The 18134-nt window shown below is 41.1% G+C and carries 17 protein-coding genes; 12 read left to right on the plus strand and 5 right to left on the minus strand.

Going from position 1 to position 18134, the window contains the following annotated elements; all coding sequences use genetic code 11:
- Nucleotides 1-15: 15 nt before the first annotated feature.
- A complete protein-coding gene (waaA, locus tag AC3CKG_RS00785; RefSeq protein WP_488528652.1) occupies nt 16-1278 on the minus strand; it encodes a lipid IV(A) 3-deoxy-D-manno-octulosonic acid transferase in 1263 nt (420 codons plus the stop codon).
- Between the two features lie 132 nt (nt 1279-1410).
- On the opposite strand from waaA, the gene AC3CKG_RS00790 reads away from it, so the two are divergent.
- From AC3CKG_RS00790 to pseI, 11 genes are all read left to right on the plus strand, one after another.
- Nucleotides 1411-2442 (plus strand): CDP-glycerol glycerophosphotransferase family protein, encoded by a 1032-nt coding sequence (locus AC3CKG_RS00790; RefSeq protein ID WP_488529214.1) that lies wholly within the window; start codon nt 1411-1413, stop codon nt 2440-2442.
- A gap of 9 nt (nt 2443-2451) precedes the next feature.
- On the plus strand, nt 2452-3243 hold the full coding sequence (locus AC3CKG_RS00795) for a glycosyltransferase family 2 protein (RefSeq protein WP_488528653.1): 792 nt from the start codon (nt 2452-2454) through the stop codon (nt 3241-3243).
- Between the two features lie 10 nt (nt 3244-3253).
- Entirely contained in the window at nt 3254-4333 is a 1080-nt protein-coding gene (locus AC3CKG_RS00800) for a glycosyltransferase family 4 protein (protein ID WP_488528654.1), read from the plus strand.
- Nucleotides 4334-4407: 74 nt separating this feature from the next.
- A complete protein-coding gene (gene pseB / locus AC3CKG_RS00805) occupies nt 4408-5421 on the plus strand; it encodes a UDP-N-acetylglucosamine 4,6-dehydratase (inverting) (RefSeq protein ID WP_108117616.1) in 1014 nt (337 codons plus the stop codon).
- Nucleotides 5418-6593, plus strand: coding sequence for a UDP-4-amino-4,6-dideoxy-N-acetyl-beta-L-altrosamine transaminase (pseC, locus tag AC3CKG_RS00810; RefSeq protein ID WP_488528655.1), 1176 nt, complete (start codon nt 5418-5420; stop codon nt 6591-6593). The genes pseB and pseC overlap by 4 nt, the downstream gene beginning before the upstream one ends.
- Before the next feature lie 12 nt (nt 6594-6605).
- Complete coding sequence (locus AC3CKG_RS00815) at nt 6606-7760, plus strand: N-acetyl sugar amidotransferase (protein WP_108093373.1); 1155 nt, start codon at nt 6606-6608, stop codon at nt 7758-7760.
- A 15-nt stretch (nt 7761-7775) separates the two neighbouring features.
- The gene (gene hisH / locus AC3CKG_RS00820; protein ID WP_488528656.1) at nt 7776-8390 is read left to right on the plus strand and encodes an imidazole glycerol phosphate synthase subunit HisH; all 615 of its coding nucleotides are present in this window, start codon (nt 7776-7778) and stop codon (nt 8388-8390) included.
- A 2-nt stretch (nt 8391-8392) separates the two neighbouring features.
- Nucleotides 8393-9148, plus strand: a complete 756-nt coding sequence (gene hisF, locus AC3CKG_RS00825) for an imidazole glycerol phosphate synthase subunit HisF (protein ID WP_488528657.1) — start codon at nt 8393-8395, stop codon at nt 9146-9148.
- 2 nt (nt 9149-9150) lie between these two features.
- Complete coding sequence (gene pseF / locus AC3CKG_RS00830; RefSeq protein WP_488529215.1) at nt 9151-9834, plus strand: pseudaminic acid cytidylyltransferase; 684 nt, start codon at nt 9151-9153, stop codon at nt 9832-9834.
- A gap of 9 nt (nt 9835-9843) precedes the next feature.
- Nucleotides 9844-11343: a UDP-2,4-diacetamido-2,4,6-trideoxy-beta-L-altropyranose hydrolase gene (gene pseG / locus AC3CKG_RS00835; RefSeq protein ID WP_488528658.1), complete on the plus strand. Its 1500-nt coding sequence runs from the start codon at nt 9844-9846 to the stop codon at nt 11341-11343.
- A 10-nt stretch (nt 11344-11353) separates the two neighbouring features.
- Nucleotides 11354-12403 (plus strand): pseudaminic acid synthase, encoded by a 1050-nt coding sequence (gene pseI / locus AC3CKG_RS00840; RefSeq protein ID WP_488528659.1) that lies wholly within the window; start codon nt 11354-11356, stop codon nt 12401-12403.
- On the opposite strand, the gene AC3CKG_RS00845 is transcribed toward pseI, so the two are convergent.
- The 4 genes from AC3CKG_RS00845 to rfaD all read right to left on the minus strand — a co-directional run bounded on the left by AC3CKG_RS00845 (nt 12393) and on the right by rfaD (nt 16818).
- A complete protein-coding gene (locus AC3CKG_RS00845) occupies nt 12393-13508 on the minus strand; it encodes a glycosyltransferase family 52 (protein WP_488528660.1) in 1116 nt (371 codons plus the stop codon). The genes pseI and AC3CKG_RS00845 overlap by 11 nt on opposite strands.
- The gene (locus AC3CKG_RS00850) at nt 13492-14769 is read right to left on the minus strand and encodes an O-antigen ligase family protein (RefSeq protein WP_488528661.1); all 1278 of its coding nucleotides are present in this window, start codon (nt 14767-14769) and stop codon (nt 13492-13494) included. Before AC3CKG_RS00850 ends, AC3CKG_RS00845 begins: the two co-directional genes overlap by 17 nt.
- A 10-nt stretch (nt 14770-14779) precedes the next feature.
- A complete protein-coding gene (gene lpxM, locus AC3CKG_RS00855) occupies nt 14780-15736 on the minus strand; it encodes a lauroyl-Kdo(2)-lipid IV(A) myristoyltransferase (RefSeq protein ID WP_488528662.1) in 957 nt (318 codons plus the stop codon).
- 140 nt (nt 15737-15876) lie between these two features.
- Entirely contained in the window at nt 15877-16818 is a 942-nt protein-coding gene (gene rfaD, locus AC3CKG_RS00860) for an ADP-glyceromanno-heptose 6-epimerase (RefSeq protein WP_488528663.1), read from the minus strand.
- A 151-nt stretch (nt 16819-16969) separates the two neighbouring features.
- On the opposite strand from rfaD, the gene AC3CKG_RS00865 reads away from it, so the two are divergent.
- Nucleotides 16970-18133: a nucleotide sugar dehydrogenase gene (locus AC3CKG_RS00865; protein WP_372262797.1), complete on the plus strand. Its 1164-nt coding sequence runs from the start codon at nt 16970-16972 to the stop codon at nt 18131-18133.
- Nucleotide 18134: the final 1 nt, after the last annotated feature.

Raw genomic sequence — 18134 nt, forward strand, 5'->3', positions numbered from 1 at the left:
TAGGTCAAATAGTTGTTAGCTAAGAATGTATTCCAAGGTTTTATCCAACGCTCCTCGGTTCTGCTCAACAACTTGATAAGCCGCTAAGCCTTTATCTTTACGTAATTTAGGTTGGGTGAACAGCTCTCTGAGTTGGCTTGCAATGTCACAGCTATCTTGACAAATAACCACGGCATTGGCTTCCAGCAGTTTGTCTGTGATCTCGCTGAAGTTAAAGTAGCTAGGACCATTGAGTAGAGGTAACTGCAGTGCCGCAGGCTCTAGAAGATTGTGGCCACCCACCTTATCGCCCACAAGGCTTCCTCCCATAAAGCACACATCAGATCCGCCGAGTAATACCAACATTTCTCCCATCGTATCCGCAATATACACTTCAACATCAGAGGTGATTGGTTGCTGACTCGTTCGAGTGATGGTGTTGAATTGGTGTTGTTTAGCCAGTTCCGTCACTTGGTTAAATCTCTCTGGGTGACGAGGCACAATCATCAGCAAGGTATTAGGATTGTCTTTAAGGAGCTGTTTATGAGCGTCTAAGATAATTTCATCTTCGCCTTGATGAGTGCTTGCAGCTATCCATACACAGCGTTCAAAGCCAATTTGTTCACGTAACGCTCTGCCTTTTGATACTTGTTCAGCTGAGACTTCAATATCAAACTTGATCGACCCAGTCACATGCACCGATGCTTTATCTAGTCCTAATCGTATAAAACGCTCAGCATCGCTTGGGTATTGGCAAAGTACTTGAGAGAGGCTTTTGGCTAAGAGGTTAAAAACGGCTTGGAATTTAGCATAACGCTGGCACGAGCGTTCGGATAGGCGAGCGTTGAGTACCGAAATGGGGATACCAGCTTTAGCGACGCAGTGCAGTGTGTTTGGCCATAATTCTGTTTCCATGATTAGCATCTGTTTAGGCTGAACTGTTTTCAAAAAACCTCGAATACACCAAGAAAAATCAATCGGCATGTATCGATGCTCAACTAAATCACCGAGTTTTTCTATCTGCTCAGCACCCGTGCTGGTTGTAGTGGTAACTATGATGGTTTGGTTTGGGTTGCGCTGCTTTAATTGCTTGATGATCGGTACGGCGGCAATAGATTCACCCACCGACACAGCATGAATCCAGATAGGATTCTTACCTTGAGTTTGCGGCGTGATGCCGAAATGTTCTTTCCAACGTTGACCAAAACTTGGCTTTCCGGGTTTGCTCTTATAAAGCCCATACAGCAGTAGCGGAGAAGCTAATGACAATATGAGAGTATAGATAAGTCGTATAAGCATAAGAACAGTGACACCAGAAGGTAAAATCAATATTCAGAAGAGTATTTTCTTCAATCTCGAAAGTAAAGAGCGTTATAATTAAATGCTTAGTTGCGCTTTCAAACGGACATGGTGAATTTTATCTCATCGCTTATGCAAACCGATCAAACCTATCGTTTCTTGCTCTACGTCGAGCAAAATTATTCATTTGCTATTCTTCGCCCATTCTATGATTACGCGAAGCAACTCGGTCATGAGGTTAAGTGGTTGCTTGTTGGTGAAGACGCTTCTGAACATCTATTACTGGATCAAGAGCAGAGCGTCTCTTTGACAGAAGCTGTTGCCTTTAATCCTTCAGCTGTTCTAGTGCCCGGCGATCGTGTTCCAGCGTTTATTCCAGGGTTGAAGGTGCAAGTATTTCATGGTTTGAACGAGAGCAAACGAGGGAACTTATACCCTGAGCGTGGTCTATTTGATTTGTATTGCACTGAAGGCCATGAAAGAACAAGTTCGCTTGAGCCGTTAGCCAAGCAGCGCGGCTATTTTCAAGTAAAAGAGACCGGGTGGCTGAAGCTAGATAGCTTGTTTAGTTATCAAGCTGATGAGAAGAGTCATGAGAGACCTCAAATTCTGTTTGCTTCCACTTTCTCGCCAAGTTTATCGTGTGCTGAACTGGTTTATGAAGAGCTTAAGCGCCTCAGTCAACTGAGCCAGTGGCAATGGTTAGTGACTCTTCATCCGAAAATGAATCAAGAGACACGAACGAAATATCAAGCACTGGAAGGGGATAACCTTCTCTTTTTCGATAATGACCGAGTGATTGAAATGCAACATCGTGCTGATGTTATGGTGTGTGACAACTCATCGATATTTCAGGAATTCTTGTTGCTCAATAAGCCTGTTGTCACGGTAAATAATCGCGACCCTCAAGCGAGTTTTATCAATATTGCTCAGGCTGAACAGTTAGAATCAGCTATTAAGCAAGCAATGCTAGCTGATGAAGCTAGAGATAATGCTATCGCTCATTACGGCCCGTCAATAACGCCATATTTAGATGGGCAATCCTCAGCGAGAGTTCTGAGTGCTATTACTGATGTGCTAGAAAGTGGCTGGCAAGATAAAAAGCCAAAAAATTGGATTCGTAACTTTAAAATCCGTAAATCATTAAACTATTGGAAATTCTAGGGCTGAATAATGAGAAAACATACCCTTTCTGTCATTGTTATAACCAAGAATGAAGAAGACCGAATTGAAACTTGTCTTAAATCTGTTGTTGATATTGCTGATGAGCTGATTGTTTTAGACAGTGGCTCAACAGACGCAACCGTTGAAATATGCCAAAAGTATACAGATAACGTGACAATTACAGACTGGCCAGGCTTTGGTAAACAAAAGCAACGAGCGCTAGATAAAGCGACATGTGATTGGGTACTGTCCATCGATGCGGATGAAGCTCTAGATGAAGAGATGAGCAATGCTCTTGTTGAACTATTAAAACAAGAGCAAATCAAACACACTGCGTACAAACTGCCTTGGGGTGTGACTCTTTATGGCACAACTCTAAAACATGGCCGCAGTGCTCGCGCAGTATTAAGACTGTTTAAGAGAGAAGGCTCTCGATATACGTTAGACGAAGTTCACGAGACAGTCGTTCCGGAGCAAGGCTCCACAGGAGTATTGAAGGGGTTTCTTCTTCATTACACCCATCGTGATTATGGTCACGGCCTAGATAAAGCAGCGCAGTACGCCTGGCTTGGCTCACAAAAGTACCATCGTAAAGGCAAGAAATCATATGGATTATTCTTGGCGTTACTACGAGCCATGTGGACGTTTTTCCTTGTGTATATCATTCGCCGTGGCTTTATGGATGGTAGTGTTGGCTTCATCATGGCGATGACCTACGCTCAAGTGAATTTCAATAAATACGTTGGTTTGTGGATTCTTGAAAGCCGTTCAGATGACCGTTCAAACGACCAAGCCAAATAGGAACCGAGAGATGAAGATTTTAGTTTGTGCATCTTACTTACATGCATGGAATAGTTTACGCCCTGAATCCGCGATTTTTATAGAGCTTGCGCGTCAAGGTCACCAAGTCACTATCATGACCCAAGGCGAGTCTGAGCATGTCTCAAAGTTAGAAGAGTGCGGCATTCGAGTCGTTGATGGTTATCCAAAGCGTAAAATTTGTTTTGATACCATTAAAAAGATTCGCCACGAGCTGAAAACGCATGATTACGACATCTGCTATGCTTTTAACTCAAAGACGATACCTAATGCGGCGTTTGCCTGTATTGGTTTCAACGTTAAATTAGTCGTTTATCGAGGCACTACTGGCGGGTTATATCGACATGACCCTAGTGCTTATTTAACTCAACTTCACCCTCGTGTAGACGGCATCGTCTGTGTTTCAGACGCGGTCCGACAAGATGTGGTAAAACGAGTTTGGAAGAACAAAGATAACGTTGTTACCATCTATAAAGGGCATGAATTGGATTGGTATAAAGTACCACCAACTGAGCGCTCTGAGTTTGGCTTGAATGAAGATGATGTCGTCGCGATTACTGCAGCGCACGTAAGGCCAAGTAAGGGTATCTCTGTTTTACTTGAGGCGACCAAATACATTACTGCACCGAACTTCCATTTGATCTTAGCGGGCAGCGGCTACGAGCCTCATTTTGATGAGATGAAAGCGAGCCCTATGAGTGAGCGAATTCACTACATTGGCCATCGTACTGACATCCCTTCGATCATGTGTATGGCAGACTTTCAAGTTCAACCATCGATCAGCGGAGAAGGACTACCGCGTACAATTGTTGAAGCAATGGCGAATGGCACAACCTCAGTAGTGACAACTACCGGTGGCGCTCCTGAACTCGTTGTAGATGGCGAGACTGGTTATATTGTCCCGACTGGTGACGCCAAGGCGTTAGGGGAGGCTATGGATAAGCTAGCGCAAGACAAGGCAAAGTGCACAACAATGAGTGAAGCAGCTAAGAAACGCCTAGATGAAAGCTTTAGTTCACGAGTGACGGTTAAGAAGCACCTGGAATTTTTTGATAAACTATTAGCTAAATAGTTAGAAATTAATTTGAATTTAAAATTTTGAGTCTAAAGACTTAGAATGCAAAAGACATAATAGAGTAGTTGAATATGCTAAATAACAAAACAGTATTAATCACAGGTGGCACAGGGTCATTTGGTAAACAGTTCATCAAAACGATTTTAGAGCGTTATCAAGACGTAAAGAAGATCATCATCTTTTCTCGTGATGAACTGAAGCAGTTTGAAATTAAGCAAAATTATCCTCAAAAAGATTACCCACAATTACGTTTTTTCATCGGTGATGTGCGTGACCGTAACCGTATGATTCAAGCCTGTGAAGGTGTTGATGTCATTATCCATGCCGCTGCGATCAAGCAAGTAGACACTGCTGAGTACAACCCGACTGAATGTATTCGTACAAATATTGATGGCGCAGAGAATGTTATTAGTGCAGCTCTTGCGTGTGGTGTGAAAGATGTGGTTGCACTATCTACGGATAAAGCTTGTGCTCCGATTAACTTATATGGTGCTACGAAACTTGCATCGGATAAGCTATTTGCCGCTGCGAATAATATTAAAGGCTCTAAAGACATTCGTTTCAGTGTCGTACGTTACGGCAATGTGATGGGTTCTCGTGGTTCAGTTATTCCATTCTTTATGCAGAAAAAAGAAGAAGGTGTACTGCCAATTACACATGAAGAGATGACGCGTTTTAATATTTCTCTTCAAGATGGCGTGAATATGGTCATGTATGCACTTGAAAACCATTTGGGTGGTGAGATCTTTATTCCTAAGATTCCTTCATACAAAATTCTAGACATCGCTGAAGCTATTGCGCCGGGCATGGCAACTAAGGTTGTAGGTATTCGCCCTGGTGAAAAGCTCCATGAAGAAATGATCACTGATACCGATTCTCTTAATACAATTGATTTAGGTCGTTATTACGCGATCCTTCCTTCTGTCTCTTTTACATACACAGAAGATGAGTACATGAATCACCATAAGGCTGAGAAAGTGCCTTTTGGTTTTAAATACAACTCAGGCACCAATACTGAGTGGGAAACGATTGAAGGTCTACGTGACCTAATAAAAGAACATGTTGATCCTAAATTTACAGTGTGAGTAGAACAGTGATTCCATACGGCAAGCAAGATATCAGTCAGCAAGACATTGATAGTGTAGTTGATGTCCTTAAATCTGATTTTCTAACTCAGGGACCACAAGTGCCTGCGTTTGAAAAAGCGTTAACAGAACATACTGGTGCTCAGTATGCGTTAGCAGTGAATAGTGCAACCTCCGCTCTGCATATCGCTTGCTTGGCTTTAGGTTTGGCTGAAGGTGACTGGTTGTGGACAACGCCTGTTACTTTTGTCGCATCTGCAAACTGTGGTCTTTATTGCGGAGCTAAAGTGGACTTTGTTGATATTGATTCAGCAACTTATAACATGTGCCCTAAAAAGCTAGAGCAAAAGCTAATTACTGCTAAAGCTAACGGAACTCTACCTAAAGTCGTCGTTCCTGTTCACTTATGTGGTCAGCCTTGTGATATGGAATCCATTGCTAAGTTAGCCAAAGAATATGGTTTTAAAGTCATTGAAGATGCTTCTCATGCTATTGGTGGTCAATACCAGGGACAACCAATTGGTAATTGCGAGTATTCTGATATCACCGTTTTCAGTTTTCACCCGGTGAAGATTGTGACAACAGCGGAAGGTGGGGCGGCGTTAACTAATCAGAAAGAGCTAGCGGATAAAATGGCTCTCTTGCGCAGTCATGGTATTACTCGAGATCCTGAAATGATGACGGAAGCTTCTCATGGTGGATGGTATTACCAACAGGTTGATTTAGGTTTCAACTACCGCATGACAGAACTTCAAGCGGCATTGGGTGTCACGCAAATGCAACGTCTTGATGAATTTGTTGCGGCGCGCCATGTGTTATCTAAACGTTATAACCAATTGTTGTCAGGTCTACCTCTGGTATTACCTTACCAGTTAAAGAATACGTATTCTGGCTTGCATCTTTTTGTTATTAGATTGAAATTGAATGAGATATCGCTGACTCACAAGCAAGTGTTTGATGCGCTACGAGAAAATGGTATAGGTGTGAATTTACACTACATTCCCGTTCATACGCAGCCATATTATCAGGCGATAGGGTACTCTGAAGGTGATTTTCCTGAATCAGAGAGTTATTACCAAGAAGCGATCTCTCTCCCTATGTTCCACGGTATGACTGAAGATCAGCAAGATACAGTGGTTCGTGTTATTGCCTATGTTTTGAATAAAGAGTAAACAGGTTAAAAAATGAAAAAAATCAAATATTGTACTAGCTGTATGTATCCAGAGACGAAGCCTGATTTATGGTTCAATGAGGAAGGCAAGTGCAGCGCTTGTATTAACTTTGAAGAGCGTACAGAAATTGATTGGGAAGAGCGTAAAAGTGAGTTTGAAGCTATTACGAACAAGTATAAGTCGATTGACGGTTCAAACTATGATTGCATTATTCCAGTTAGTGGCGGTAAAGACAGTACTTATCAAGTCATTCGAGTTTTACAGGCTGGTTTGAACCCATTATGTGTGACTGCGGAAACTGATTCTTTATCGGAAATTGGTCGTCGTAACCTTGAAAACCTGAAGCGACTGGGTGTAGATCACGTCAATGTGACAACGAACCCTAAAGTTCGCCGTAAGCTTTCTCGTTTAGCGTTACGCGAAGTAGGTGATATTCAATGGGCAGAGCACGTCACTATTTTTACTATTCCTATTCAGGTAGCTGTAGAGAAAAACATCCCTTTAATTATTTGGGGTGAGAACTCACAGCACGAATATGGTGGCCCAGCAGCGGCAGCTGAGAACAATGTATTAGATCGTCGTTGGCTTGAAGAGTTTGGTGGCATGCTTGGTATGCGCATTACAGATTTAATTGGCCAGGATGATATTACTCGACGCGATCTTATTCCTTACTTCTACCCTTCTGATGAAGATCTGAAGCGAGTAGGTGTGACGGGTATTTTCTTAGGGTATTACTTCCCTTGGGATGGTTACAATAATACGTTGGTAGCTCAAGCGTACGGTTTTGAAAGTTACCCGACACCAACGGAAGGTAGCTTTGTAAATTATGAGAATTTAGATAATTACTATCACCGAGTACACGATTATTTCAAGTATATTAAGTATGGCTTTGGCCGTGCAACTGACCAAGCGAATAACCATATTCGACGAGGTCGACTTGACCGTAGAGACATAGTTGATTTTCTAAAAGAAAATGATGGTAACTACCCAGACGTTTACTTAGGTCGTTCTCTTGAAAGTGTTTTAGATGAAATTGATATGTCGAAAGAAGAATTCGATGAAATTTGTGATCGATTTACGAACAAAAAACTATTCAAAACAGATCGTAAAGGTAACTTAGTGAGAGATACTAAAGGCAACCTTACTAAATTGAACTACGATAATTAATTTACGGTTCTCACTATGACTATTTCAATCGTTGATTATGGCATGGGGAATATTGGCTCGGTAACCCGAGCCATATCTGCTTGTGGCTATAAGGCTACCATTGCTTCAACCGCTGAAGATATATTACAAGCGGATAAAATTATTTTACCGGGTGTAGGTTCTTATACTAAAGCGATGCAAGAACTGAGGGCACGGGGTCTTGAAGAGGCGATTTTAGAATCTGCTATTGAGGATGAAATTCCAGTTCTTGGTATTTGTTTAGGCATGCAAATTTTGTCCACATTAGGTCATGAGCATGGAGAAACTAAGGGATTAGGGTTGATCCCAGGTGAAGTGGTCAGATTAAGACCACAAGATGTAACGGCTCGTGTACCTCATGTAGGCTGGAATTCAGTTGAAATTTTAACGGACTCTCCCTTGTTTGAGGGGATCCCATCGGGCAGTGATTTTTACTTTGTTCATAGCTATCACTACCAAGCTGACAGTTTGTCAAACATATTGGCGAGAACTGAGCATGGGGGGGAATTTACCTGCGCCGTGCAGAAAGACAATGTCTTTGGAATGCAGTTTCATCCAGAGAAAAGTCAAAAGCTTGGCCTTAAATTAATACAAAACTTTTTGGAATTGTAAGTATGTTAAAACGACGGATTATTCCAACAATGTTGTATGCGGATTTCGGTTTAGTAAAAGGCGAAGGTTTTAATGCTTGGCGACGGACTGGCTCAGTTATACAGACAGTTAAAATCTACAACATGCGTAATGTCGATGAACTAGTACTACTGGATATTAATGCGACAACTGAAAACCGTGAGCCAGACTACAAGCTTATACATGATGTTGCCGATGAATGTTTTATGCCTTTTTCTGTTGGCGGTGGAATTAAAACCGTTGAACAAATCCGTAAGGTATTACTTGCTGGAGCAGACAAGGTGGTACTGAATACCGCGGCTTTGGAAACTCCTGAGCTGATTAAAGAAGCTTCTGAAACGTTTGGTAATCAATGTATTGTTGTTTCTCTCGACGTTAAGAGGGTAGGGGGTGAATACAAAGTATTTACCCACTCAGGCAAGTCAGAGTCAAAATATACATTTGTTGATGCCGCTCAAATGGTTGAATCTTATGGTGCGGGTGAGTTATTGGTAACCCGCATTGAAATTGATGGCTCGATGACAGGTTATGATAGTGAACTTTTAAAGTTAGCTGTCGATAGTGTGAGTATCCCTGTGATTGGCGGCGGCGGCGCTAAAGACTATCAAGATATGCATCATGCTTTTGATTATTCAGGCGCAGACGCTTTAGCTGCTGCTGCTATGTTTCATTTTACAGAGCAAACCCCTAATGAAGCGAAGAGCTACCTTGCTCAGCAAGGGGTTAGCGTTAGGATCTAATGATGAGAGTTGCAATTATCCCTGCGCGTGGCGGCAGTAAGCGTATTCCTCGCAAAAATATTAAATATTTTCATGGCAAGCCAATGATTGCTTACTCTATTGAAGCTGCCGTTGCTTCAAGGTGTTTTGATAAGGTGATCGTCTCTACGGATGATGCAGAAATCGCCGAGGTAGCGAAGCAATATGGTGCTGAAGTGCCATTTTTGCGCCCTTCTGATCTTTCTGATGATTATGCGACGACGATGGATGTCATGCAGCACGCTATTATTTGGTGTACGGATAATAGGTGGGATATTGACGCCGTTTGTTGTTTGTATGCGACAGCTCCTTTTGTCACCCCAGGGTATCTTCAACAAGGTTTGGATAAGCTCAATCAGGGGGGATTTGAGTTTGTTTTTAGTGCAGCTACGTTCCCATTCCCTATTCAGCGAGCGATAAAAATCTCATCAGAGGGGGAAGTGTCAATGTTTTCCCCTGAAAATGAACAAGTGCGCTCTCAGGACTTAGAAGAAGCATATCATGACGCTGGTCAGTTTTATTGGGGGAAAACGAAAGCATTTTTAGAAAAAAAGGCGATATTTACTAATCATTCTAGTGTGGTTTTATTACCTAGAAATCGGGTTCAAGATATTGATACTCCTGAGGACTGGGATTTGGCTGAAGCGTTATATACAGCGTTAAATTAACTAGGTTCTATGAGAGTTATCTTTAGAGTTGATGCCTCTGGCTGGATCGGTAGTGGACATGTGATGCGTTGTTTAGTGCTTGCTGACGCATTAAAGCTACGGGGATATAATATTTATTTTGCGTGTTTACCGCAGTCAGGGGATATGATTTCCTATATTGAGGAACGTGGCTTCGAGGTCATTAAATTAACCCCCACTAAAGAACCCTGTACACCGAAATATGAGGCTGATTACGACGCTTGGCTCCAGCGAAGTTTCTCTGAGGACGCATTAGACTTTGTTCAAGTGGTCGGTAAAGCAGATTTGGTCATAACTGACCATTATGCAATTAGTCAACCTTGGCAAAAGCTTGTTAAACAAGCTCTAAGCTGTTTTCTTGTCGCTATCGATGATCTTGTTCGAGAGCACAATGCAGACTTAATAATCGATCAAACTCTTGGGCGCAAGTTCACTGAATATCCCGGCTCGGCCCGTGCTTTAACGGGCAGTGAGTATGCAATTTTGGCCCCCAATTTTGCTGCATTGAGAGAGCATGCTTGCCATCGTAATGGACCAGGTTCAAGGCCGAAAGTGTTAATCTCTATGGGAGGCATTGATAACCCCAACGCTACTCTGAAATCTTTGCAAAGTCTTGTTGGTAAAATTAATGCTGACTTCACAGTTCTGCTAAGTCCTAGAGCTCCACATTATGAGCAAGTCAAACTATGGTGTGATTTACATAGTCATGTGCGTCATCAAGATTTTGAGGCCGATATGGCCTCTTTAATGCTCAAACATGATCTCGCAATTGGCGCGCCAGGTACGACAAGTTGGGAGCGTGCTTGCCTCGGCTTACCTAGTATTCTGGTCCCACTGGCTGATAATCAAGCAACGATCTGTATTCAATTACTGTTGCATAAAGCGATACTCAAAGTCACTTTAGAAGACATTGAGTCTGAACTATTACTGACCTATCAGCGAGCGATAAGCCAATGGGATGAGCTCTATGCTGCGAATTTAAAGCTATGTGATGGTTTAGGGATAAGAAGATTGGTACTGGAAATAACTCAGCTTATTGAGCCTAATCGTGATTCTAATCTGCAACTAGTTATTGCAAGTCATGAAGATATTAGAACCGTTTATGACTGGCAATGTCACCCTAAGACACGTGAATTCGCATTAAACAGCAACGTACCCACATGGGAAGAGCACCATGACTGGATGCAGCGAAAATTAGCATTAACCTCTGACTTTTTTTATCTCGTGCAAGATAAAACCACAGAGGAAAAGCTTGGTGTGCTGCGTTTAGATAAGTTAAAGCCCAAACATTATTTAGTCTCGATTTTCGTTGCTCCCACAGCATATGGTCGCGGCATCGCGACGGCAGTATTAAAAATGGCAGATGTGATACACCCAGAACTGACATTACATGCAACCGTATTAGAATGTAATAAAGCTTCTCAGAAGTTGTTCAAAAAAGCGAACTATACGCAGCAAAATTCTGAAACATTTATTCGTAACCCAATTTAATGAGATTCTGATGAAACCATATATTTCAATTGACGGTCGAAAAATAGGCCCTGACTACGCCCCTTATATTATTGCTGAGTTATCTGCTAATCATAATGGTGATATTAATCGAGCATTCCAAATTATGGAAGAGGCAAAAAAGTCGGGTGCAGATGCAATAAAATTACAAACTTACACTCATGAAACCATCACTATGGACTGTGATAGTGATGACTTCCAGATCCATGGTGGCTTATGGGATGGGCAAACGCTATATGAGCTTTATAAAGGAGCACATATGCCGTGGGAGTGGCATAAGCCATTATTTGAAAAGGCGAAACAGCTTGGAATCACTATTTTTAGCTCTCCTTTTGACTTTACAGCAGTGGAATTATTGGAATCCTTAGATACCCCTGCTTACAAGATCGCCTCTTTTGAGGTTGTCGATTTACCGTTGATAAAGCGTGTTGCTCAAACGGGTAAGCCGATGATTATTTCAACCGGAATGGCCAACGAGGAAGAGATTGCAGAAGCAGTAAAAACAGCGAGAGATAATGGATGTAAGGAATTGGTTGTATTGCATTGTGTAAGCGGCTATCCAGCCCCGGCAGAACAATATAACTTAAAGACGATTGCCGATATCGCAGAGCGGTTTGACGTTTTATCTGGCCTTTCTGATCACACGATTGATAATGCTACTGCCGTTGCGTCTGTGACGTTAGGTGCGTGCTTGATCGAGAAGCACGTGACTATGGATCGAAACGGAGGCGGAGCTGATGATAGTTTTTCTCTCGAACCTAATGAATTAACGGCTTTATGTAAAGATACGAAGACAGCGTGGCAAGCCATGGGACACGTTAACTACGAGCGAACAGAGGCTGAAAAGGGGAATGTAAAGTTCCGTCGCTCTCTATATGTAGTAAAAGACATTAAAGTTGGTGAAATACTGACTGCTGATAATGTCAGAAGCATTCGACCAGGCTTTGGTGTAGCGCCTAAGTTCTATGATGAAGTTATTGGAAAGAAAGCAACAATCGAGATCGTTGCAGGTACACCATTGTCTTTTGAACTTATTGAGTAGATAGCGGTATTATTTTGGATAGCTGGGTAGAGATTGCTTCTTGGAGGTTATCTCTATCAATCTCATACTCCGAAAGCACTTCTATATAATCTGATACCTTAGTATCTGGTATCAGACTATATACGTTACAATACTCCTCCATTCCAATACCTACAGATGAATTTATCGTAATGATATTAGTTTTTTCAGAAGTTGATAATAAGTATAACTCTAAAGGAAGCTTACTTGGTAGAAACTCAACATCCTTATTATCTAAACTTTCGTAATCGCGCCTTTCTTCTAGAGGGTGGAGTTTTAATACTGGTGTTATTCCTCTTTCTTTGCTGAGTGAAATGATTGTTTTATAGATAGTTAGAAAGAATTCATCACTTATTAACTTATCTTTTATTTCATTAAACACAGGTTGTGTAGCAATAATTAAACCATTTTCGGAGAATCCTGGTATACATTTGAACCTAAAGCAGGTTTTTATGGTATCGACGACTACTTTATCTTTTGATAATATTAACTTTTCACCTTTATGTATTATGCTCTTAGGTAGGTTGTCGGGGTGAATAGCAAAGACTTCTTTGCATTGATCTTTTTCTCCGAAAACATAATATTTAGGTTGTTTTCCTTGTATATATCTCAGTGCTTGCTTAGGTATTGATTCAATTTTATGCTCAATATAATTGCCCATGCCATCTTCAATCATAGAGTAAGATTGATTTAACAGTCTAAATAATCGAGACATTTTATTGTTATCATTGAAAAGAAATAAGTTATCAATAGTAAAGTTGAAATTACTATCATAGCTATGTAATAAGTTAACCAGTTTAGACATAGTTGAAGTTGAAGTTGAAATACCACGTAGTGAACAAAATAGAATCAATCTCCCAATGAGACCACTTTTCTTTATATGTCTAACTAACGATTTCCTGTTAACTAAGATTAAACTTATATTATCCGGTAGTTGTGTTGCGTCTAATTGCTGTGGTTCAATATTTTGGAAGTCATAGAAGAATACAATAACAGCCTGATTATTACTATCTTGAGCTTTATATAGACTAAATAATAAATGCCTTACTGTAGAGCAGATATAAGTGTCTTTATTTAGTGCTTTCATTATTATGTCCTTTTTTAGAGTTAGCAAGTGAAGCACTGAGCAAGATTGTGGTCCACACTAAATAAAAAATTGTTCCAGAATTATGATTAAAAAAAGCTTGTGTTAGACAATAACCAATTATAAGTATGATGTTGATAATCCCAAGCAAACTAAAGTTCTTTACCTCATCAGAGTAAGAACATTTTATGTTCTGATAAAAAAGGAAAAGTGGGACTATTAAAATAGCTAAGAGAGCGCTTAACCACGCAAAACCTCCGACTGAAGCAGCTTCTAGAAACTGATTATGCTCGTGGTAAGTTTTACGTGAAACTTTTTTATCGATGACCCCATTATCTCCCAATGCTCTCCGTTGTTCTATACGCCCTTTGAGACCTGCTCCAAAAGTAGGGTTATCAGAAAAAGTAATAACTGCACTTTTCCATAAATTCAAGCGTATCCCTACCGATGTATTATCGTTAGTATTTGAACTAAATTTTTGGTAGTCACTAACCGCCAGATTGACCCTGGATACTATTCTTTCATTTAAGCTAACGGCCGATAGTGTTAAAGCTATCGCAATTAAAGTGCAAAAAAGTACTTTTAACCTGAAGAAATTGAAACATCGGTGAATAATAAGTAATGAGGCTAACGGGACCAATAGCCAGGAACCTCGACTGCCGGATTGTAAACTTGCCCAAGATGCAAAAAAGAACGCAATTAGAGACAACATTGAAAACAAAAAATGCTTATTTTTCAATTCGATTAAAGCAATAGCTAGGCTTGAAATGGCAAAAGTTGTTACGATCCCTCCCGTTTGTATTTGCATATAGCCGTCAAACCAAGCATTTGGAATACGTCCATCAAATGCTCTTAGCTCAGGGTATTGTTCAAAGTAGAATAGCGCGACGATAGCTGAGCAAATTGAGGCAATATTTATCCCAATAGTTATACTTTTCCACGATGGCGGGTTTAGCAATAAGGCAATAAAAATTGGTATTGTTAATAGAGCTCTACTCGGCTTATCAATAAAACTCCATCTCTCATCATGAAAAAATTTTAGTAGAAGAAAAGTTAGAAAATAATACAAAAGTGTGTATATAAAGAGCTTTTCATTGGTACTTAACTTTATTTCTTTATAGGTAAAAATGAGACTTACTATACATGAAGCAAGTAGCAAGATGCTTGAATAGTTGTAGCCAGAGCCATAAGCGACACATATAACAGGAAAGCAAGCAGCAAAAAACGGTACTGCTTTTGTGTGAGATAAGTGAGTTGGAGACATGGTATGGAAACTACTTCTTATAAGGGTTTATATTGCTATCAGGACGAGTCTTAAGCAGTCTTAAGATCCACATATATTGCTCAGGCTTTTTGCTTACGTAGTTTTCAATACATTGATTCATCATACGCGCGTCTTGCTCTTCGCTTCCTGTTGGGAATGGTAGGGCAGGGTAGAAGTCCAGGGTGTATTGGCCAGTGCTGCTATCGTATTGAGCAAACAAGGGCACAATTTTAGCTTTACTTAGTTTTGATAGGCGACCAAGACCTGAGATAGTTGCTTTTTGAGTCGCGAAGAAATTAACGAAGACACTGTGCTCACGGCCTAGATCTTCATCAGGGAGATAGTAACCCAGGTACCCATCACGTACGGACTTGATGAAAGGCTTGATGCCTCCGCTACGGTCGTAAACACGACCGCCGTATTGCACGCGCTGTCGGTGCATTAGCCAGTCACTGAGTTTGTTTTTTTGTGCTTTCGCCATAGCAGACACAGGTAAATTGCGTGATGCTAATAATACCGCTGGGATATCGATAGCCCATGTATGAGGTACCAACAAGATCACATTCTCGCCACTGTCCGTAACGTCGGTTAGGTTACTCAGGCCGTTTATCGAGGTGTTGTTCTCTAGCCAAGTTTTGCTTTTTAGTGTTAAAGAAGCAAACCCCATCAAAAATGATATAGATGTAACGTATGACTGATAGAGAGTTTTTTCGCGCTGTTCTACAGATTGCTCCGGAAAGCACATCTCAAGGTTTACGCGAGCTCGGCGGTTAGCTTTATTCTTGATTTTTACAGCTTGCTTAGCCATAAACTTAGCGAGTGCTAAACGAATGCTATTAGGTAAGAAGCAGACTAAAGACGATAATAGAACAGCAATCCAAGTGCCCCAGTATTTAGGTGTTAGAAATCCCCATTCAAACTCAGGATTGTAAGCTTTTGGATCAAAATCATTACGTTGTGTGGTCATTCGTTCACTACATTTTTTAAATCAGAGAGTTAACTTTATATCGGTTACTCGGGGAATGATTATGTTTACTAGATTATCCAATGGTACATCCCAAAAAGCAGGATGCACCAACAGTCTTAATCTGAAATATGAAGCTATAGTTATGCGTTTACGATCTTCATGTATTCAGCGACGCCATCTACCACTGTTTTAAACTCGATGTCGCAACCGGTATTGCGAAGTTTCGTTAAGTCAGCTTGTGTGAACTCTTGGTAAGCGCCTTTCAAATGCTCAGGGAAAGGAATCGTTTCGATCTCGCCTTTACCATGGTGCTTGATTACGGCTTTTGCGATTTCTTCAAAAGATTCTGCGTTGCCTGTACCTAGGTTGAAAATACCTGAAACACCGTTTTCTAGGAACCATAGGTTTACTGCTGCTACATCACCGACATACACAAAATCACGCTTGAAGGTTTCGCTGCCTGCGAACAACTTAGGGTTTTCACCGGCATTCATTTGGTTGTTTAAGTGAAATGCTACTGAGGCCATGCTGCCTTTGTGTTGCTCGCGTGGACCATAAACATTGAAGTAACGGAAGCCAACGATTTGTGGAAGTGTCTCGTTATGCGCTGCAGCATCCGCGGTTAGGCGGCGAACATAGTTATCAAATTGTTGTTTTGAATAGCCGTATACATTCAAGGCACCTTCGTATTCTCTCTCCTCGATAAAAGTATCGGTTTCGCCATAAGTCGCAGCTGAAGAGGCATATAGGAAGGGGATTTCACGCTCAACACAGTAATGAAGTAGCTCTTTTGAGTATTCATAGTTGTTGAGCATCATGTATTTGCCATCCCACTCAGTGGTAGCAGAGCATGCACCTTCATGGAAAATAGCTTCAATATGACCGAAATCATCACCAGCCATAACCTGAGTTAGAAAATCATCACGATCCATGTAATCAGTGATGTCTAGGTCTACAAGGTTCTTAAATTTCTTACCATCTTTTAAGTTGTCGACGACCAGAATATCGTTGTGGCCCGCTTCATTTAGCGCCTTAACAATATTGCTGCCAATCATGCCAGCACCACCAGTTACGATAATCATAATTTCTAACTCTTTTGAATACAAAACTGTCACGAGTATAGCAAGGAATGGATAAAGCGGGCTAGTGGAATAATTCCCCAACCAGAGTATGATACGGCAAGCTAAGTTATAAATTATGTTGAGTTAATTACTCAAAACTATAGGTATTATCATGAAGATTGCAGTAGCCGGTACTGGGTATGTAGGTCTATCAAACGCCATGCTGTTAGCACAACATCATGAAGTAGTCGCGGTAGATATCATCGATGAAAAAGTGACAATGCTGAATAATAAGCAGTCACCGATTGTAGATAATGAGATTGAGCACTTTCTATCAAGTAAGGTTCTGAATTTCAGAGCGACAACCGATAAAGCGGCTTACAAAGATGCTGAGTTTGTCATCATTGCTACTCCAACCGATTATGATCCAAAAAATAATTATTTTGATACCAGCTCTGTAGAATCGGTCATTAAAGACGTCATGGATATCAATCCAAATGCTGTCATGGTGATCAAATCAACGGTCCCTGTTGGTTATACTGAGCGCGTTAAGCAAGAACTGAACTGTGAAAACGTTATGTTCTCACCTGAGTTTTTACGCGAAGGCAAAGCCCTGTACGATAACCTACACCCATCACGTATTATCGTTGGTGAGTGCTCTGAGCGCGCTAAAGTGTTTGCAAACCTGCTAGTTGAAGGCGCAGAAAAAGAGAACATCGATGTTTTGTTTACTAACTCAACAGAAGCAGAAGCAGTAAAACTGTTCTCAAATACCTACCTAGCGATGCGTGTTTCTTATTTCAATGAGCTTGATTCTTACGCGGAAGCGCATGGTTTGGATTCTCGTCAGATCATCGAAGGCGTTGGTTTAGACCCTCGTATTGGTAATCACTACAACAACCCTTCATTTGGTTACGGTGGTTACTGCTTACCAAAAGACACCAAGCAACTGTTGGCGAATTACGAAGATGTACCTAACAACATTGTGGGTGCCATTGTCGATGCTAACCGCACTCGTAAGGACTTCATTGCGGATTCAATTATTAAGCGCTCGCCTAAAATTGTAGGTATTTATCGTTTGATCATGAAGGCCGGTTCAGACAATTTCCGTGCATCGTCGATTCAAGGGATCATGAAGCGCTTGAAAGCTAAAGGCATAGAAGTGGTCGTATTCGAACCTGTGTTAGAGGAAGAGCATTTCTTTAACTCGAAGGTTTATTCTGACCTAGAAGAGTTCAAAGCCGTATCAGATGTGATTGTATCTAACAGAATGGTAGAAGAGATCGCAGACGTTGCAGATAAGGTTTACACGCGAGACCTCTTTGGCAGTGATTGAT

The sequence above is a fragment of the Vibrio sp. QJM3NY_15 genome (assembly GCF_057785995.1).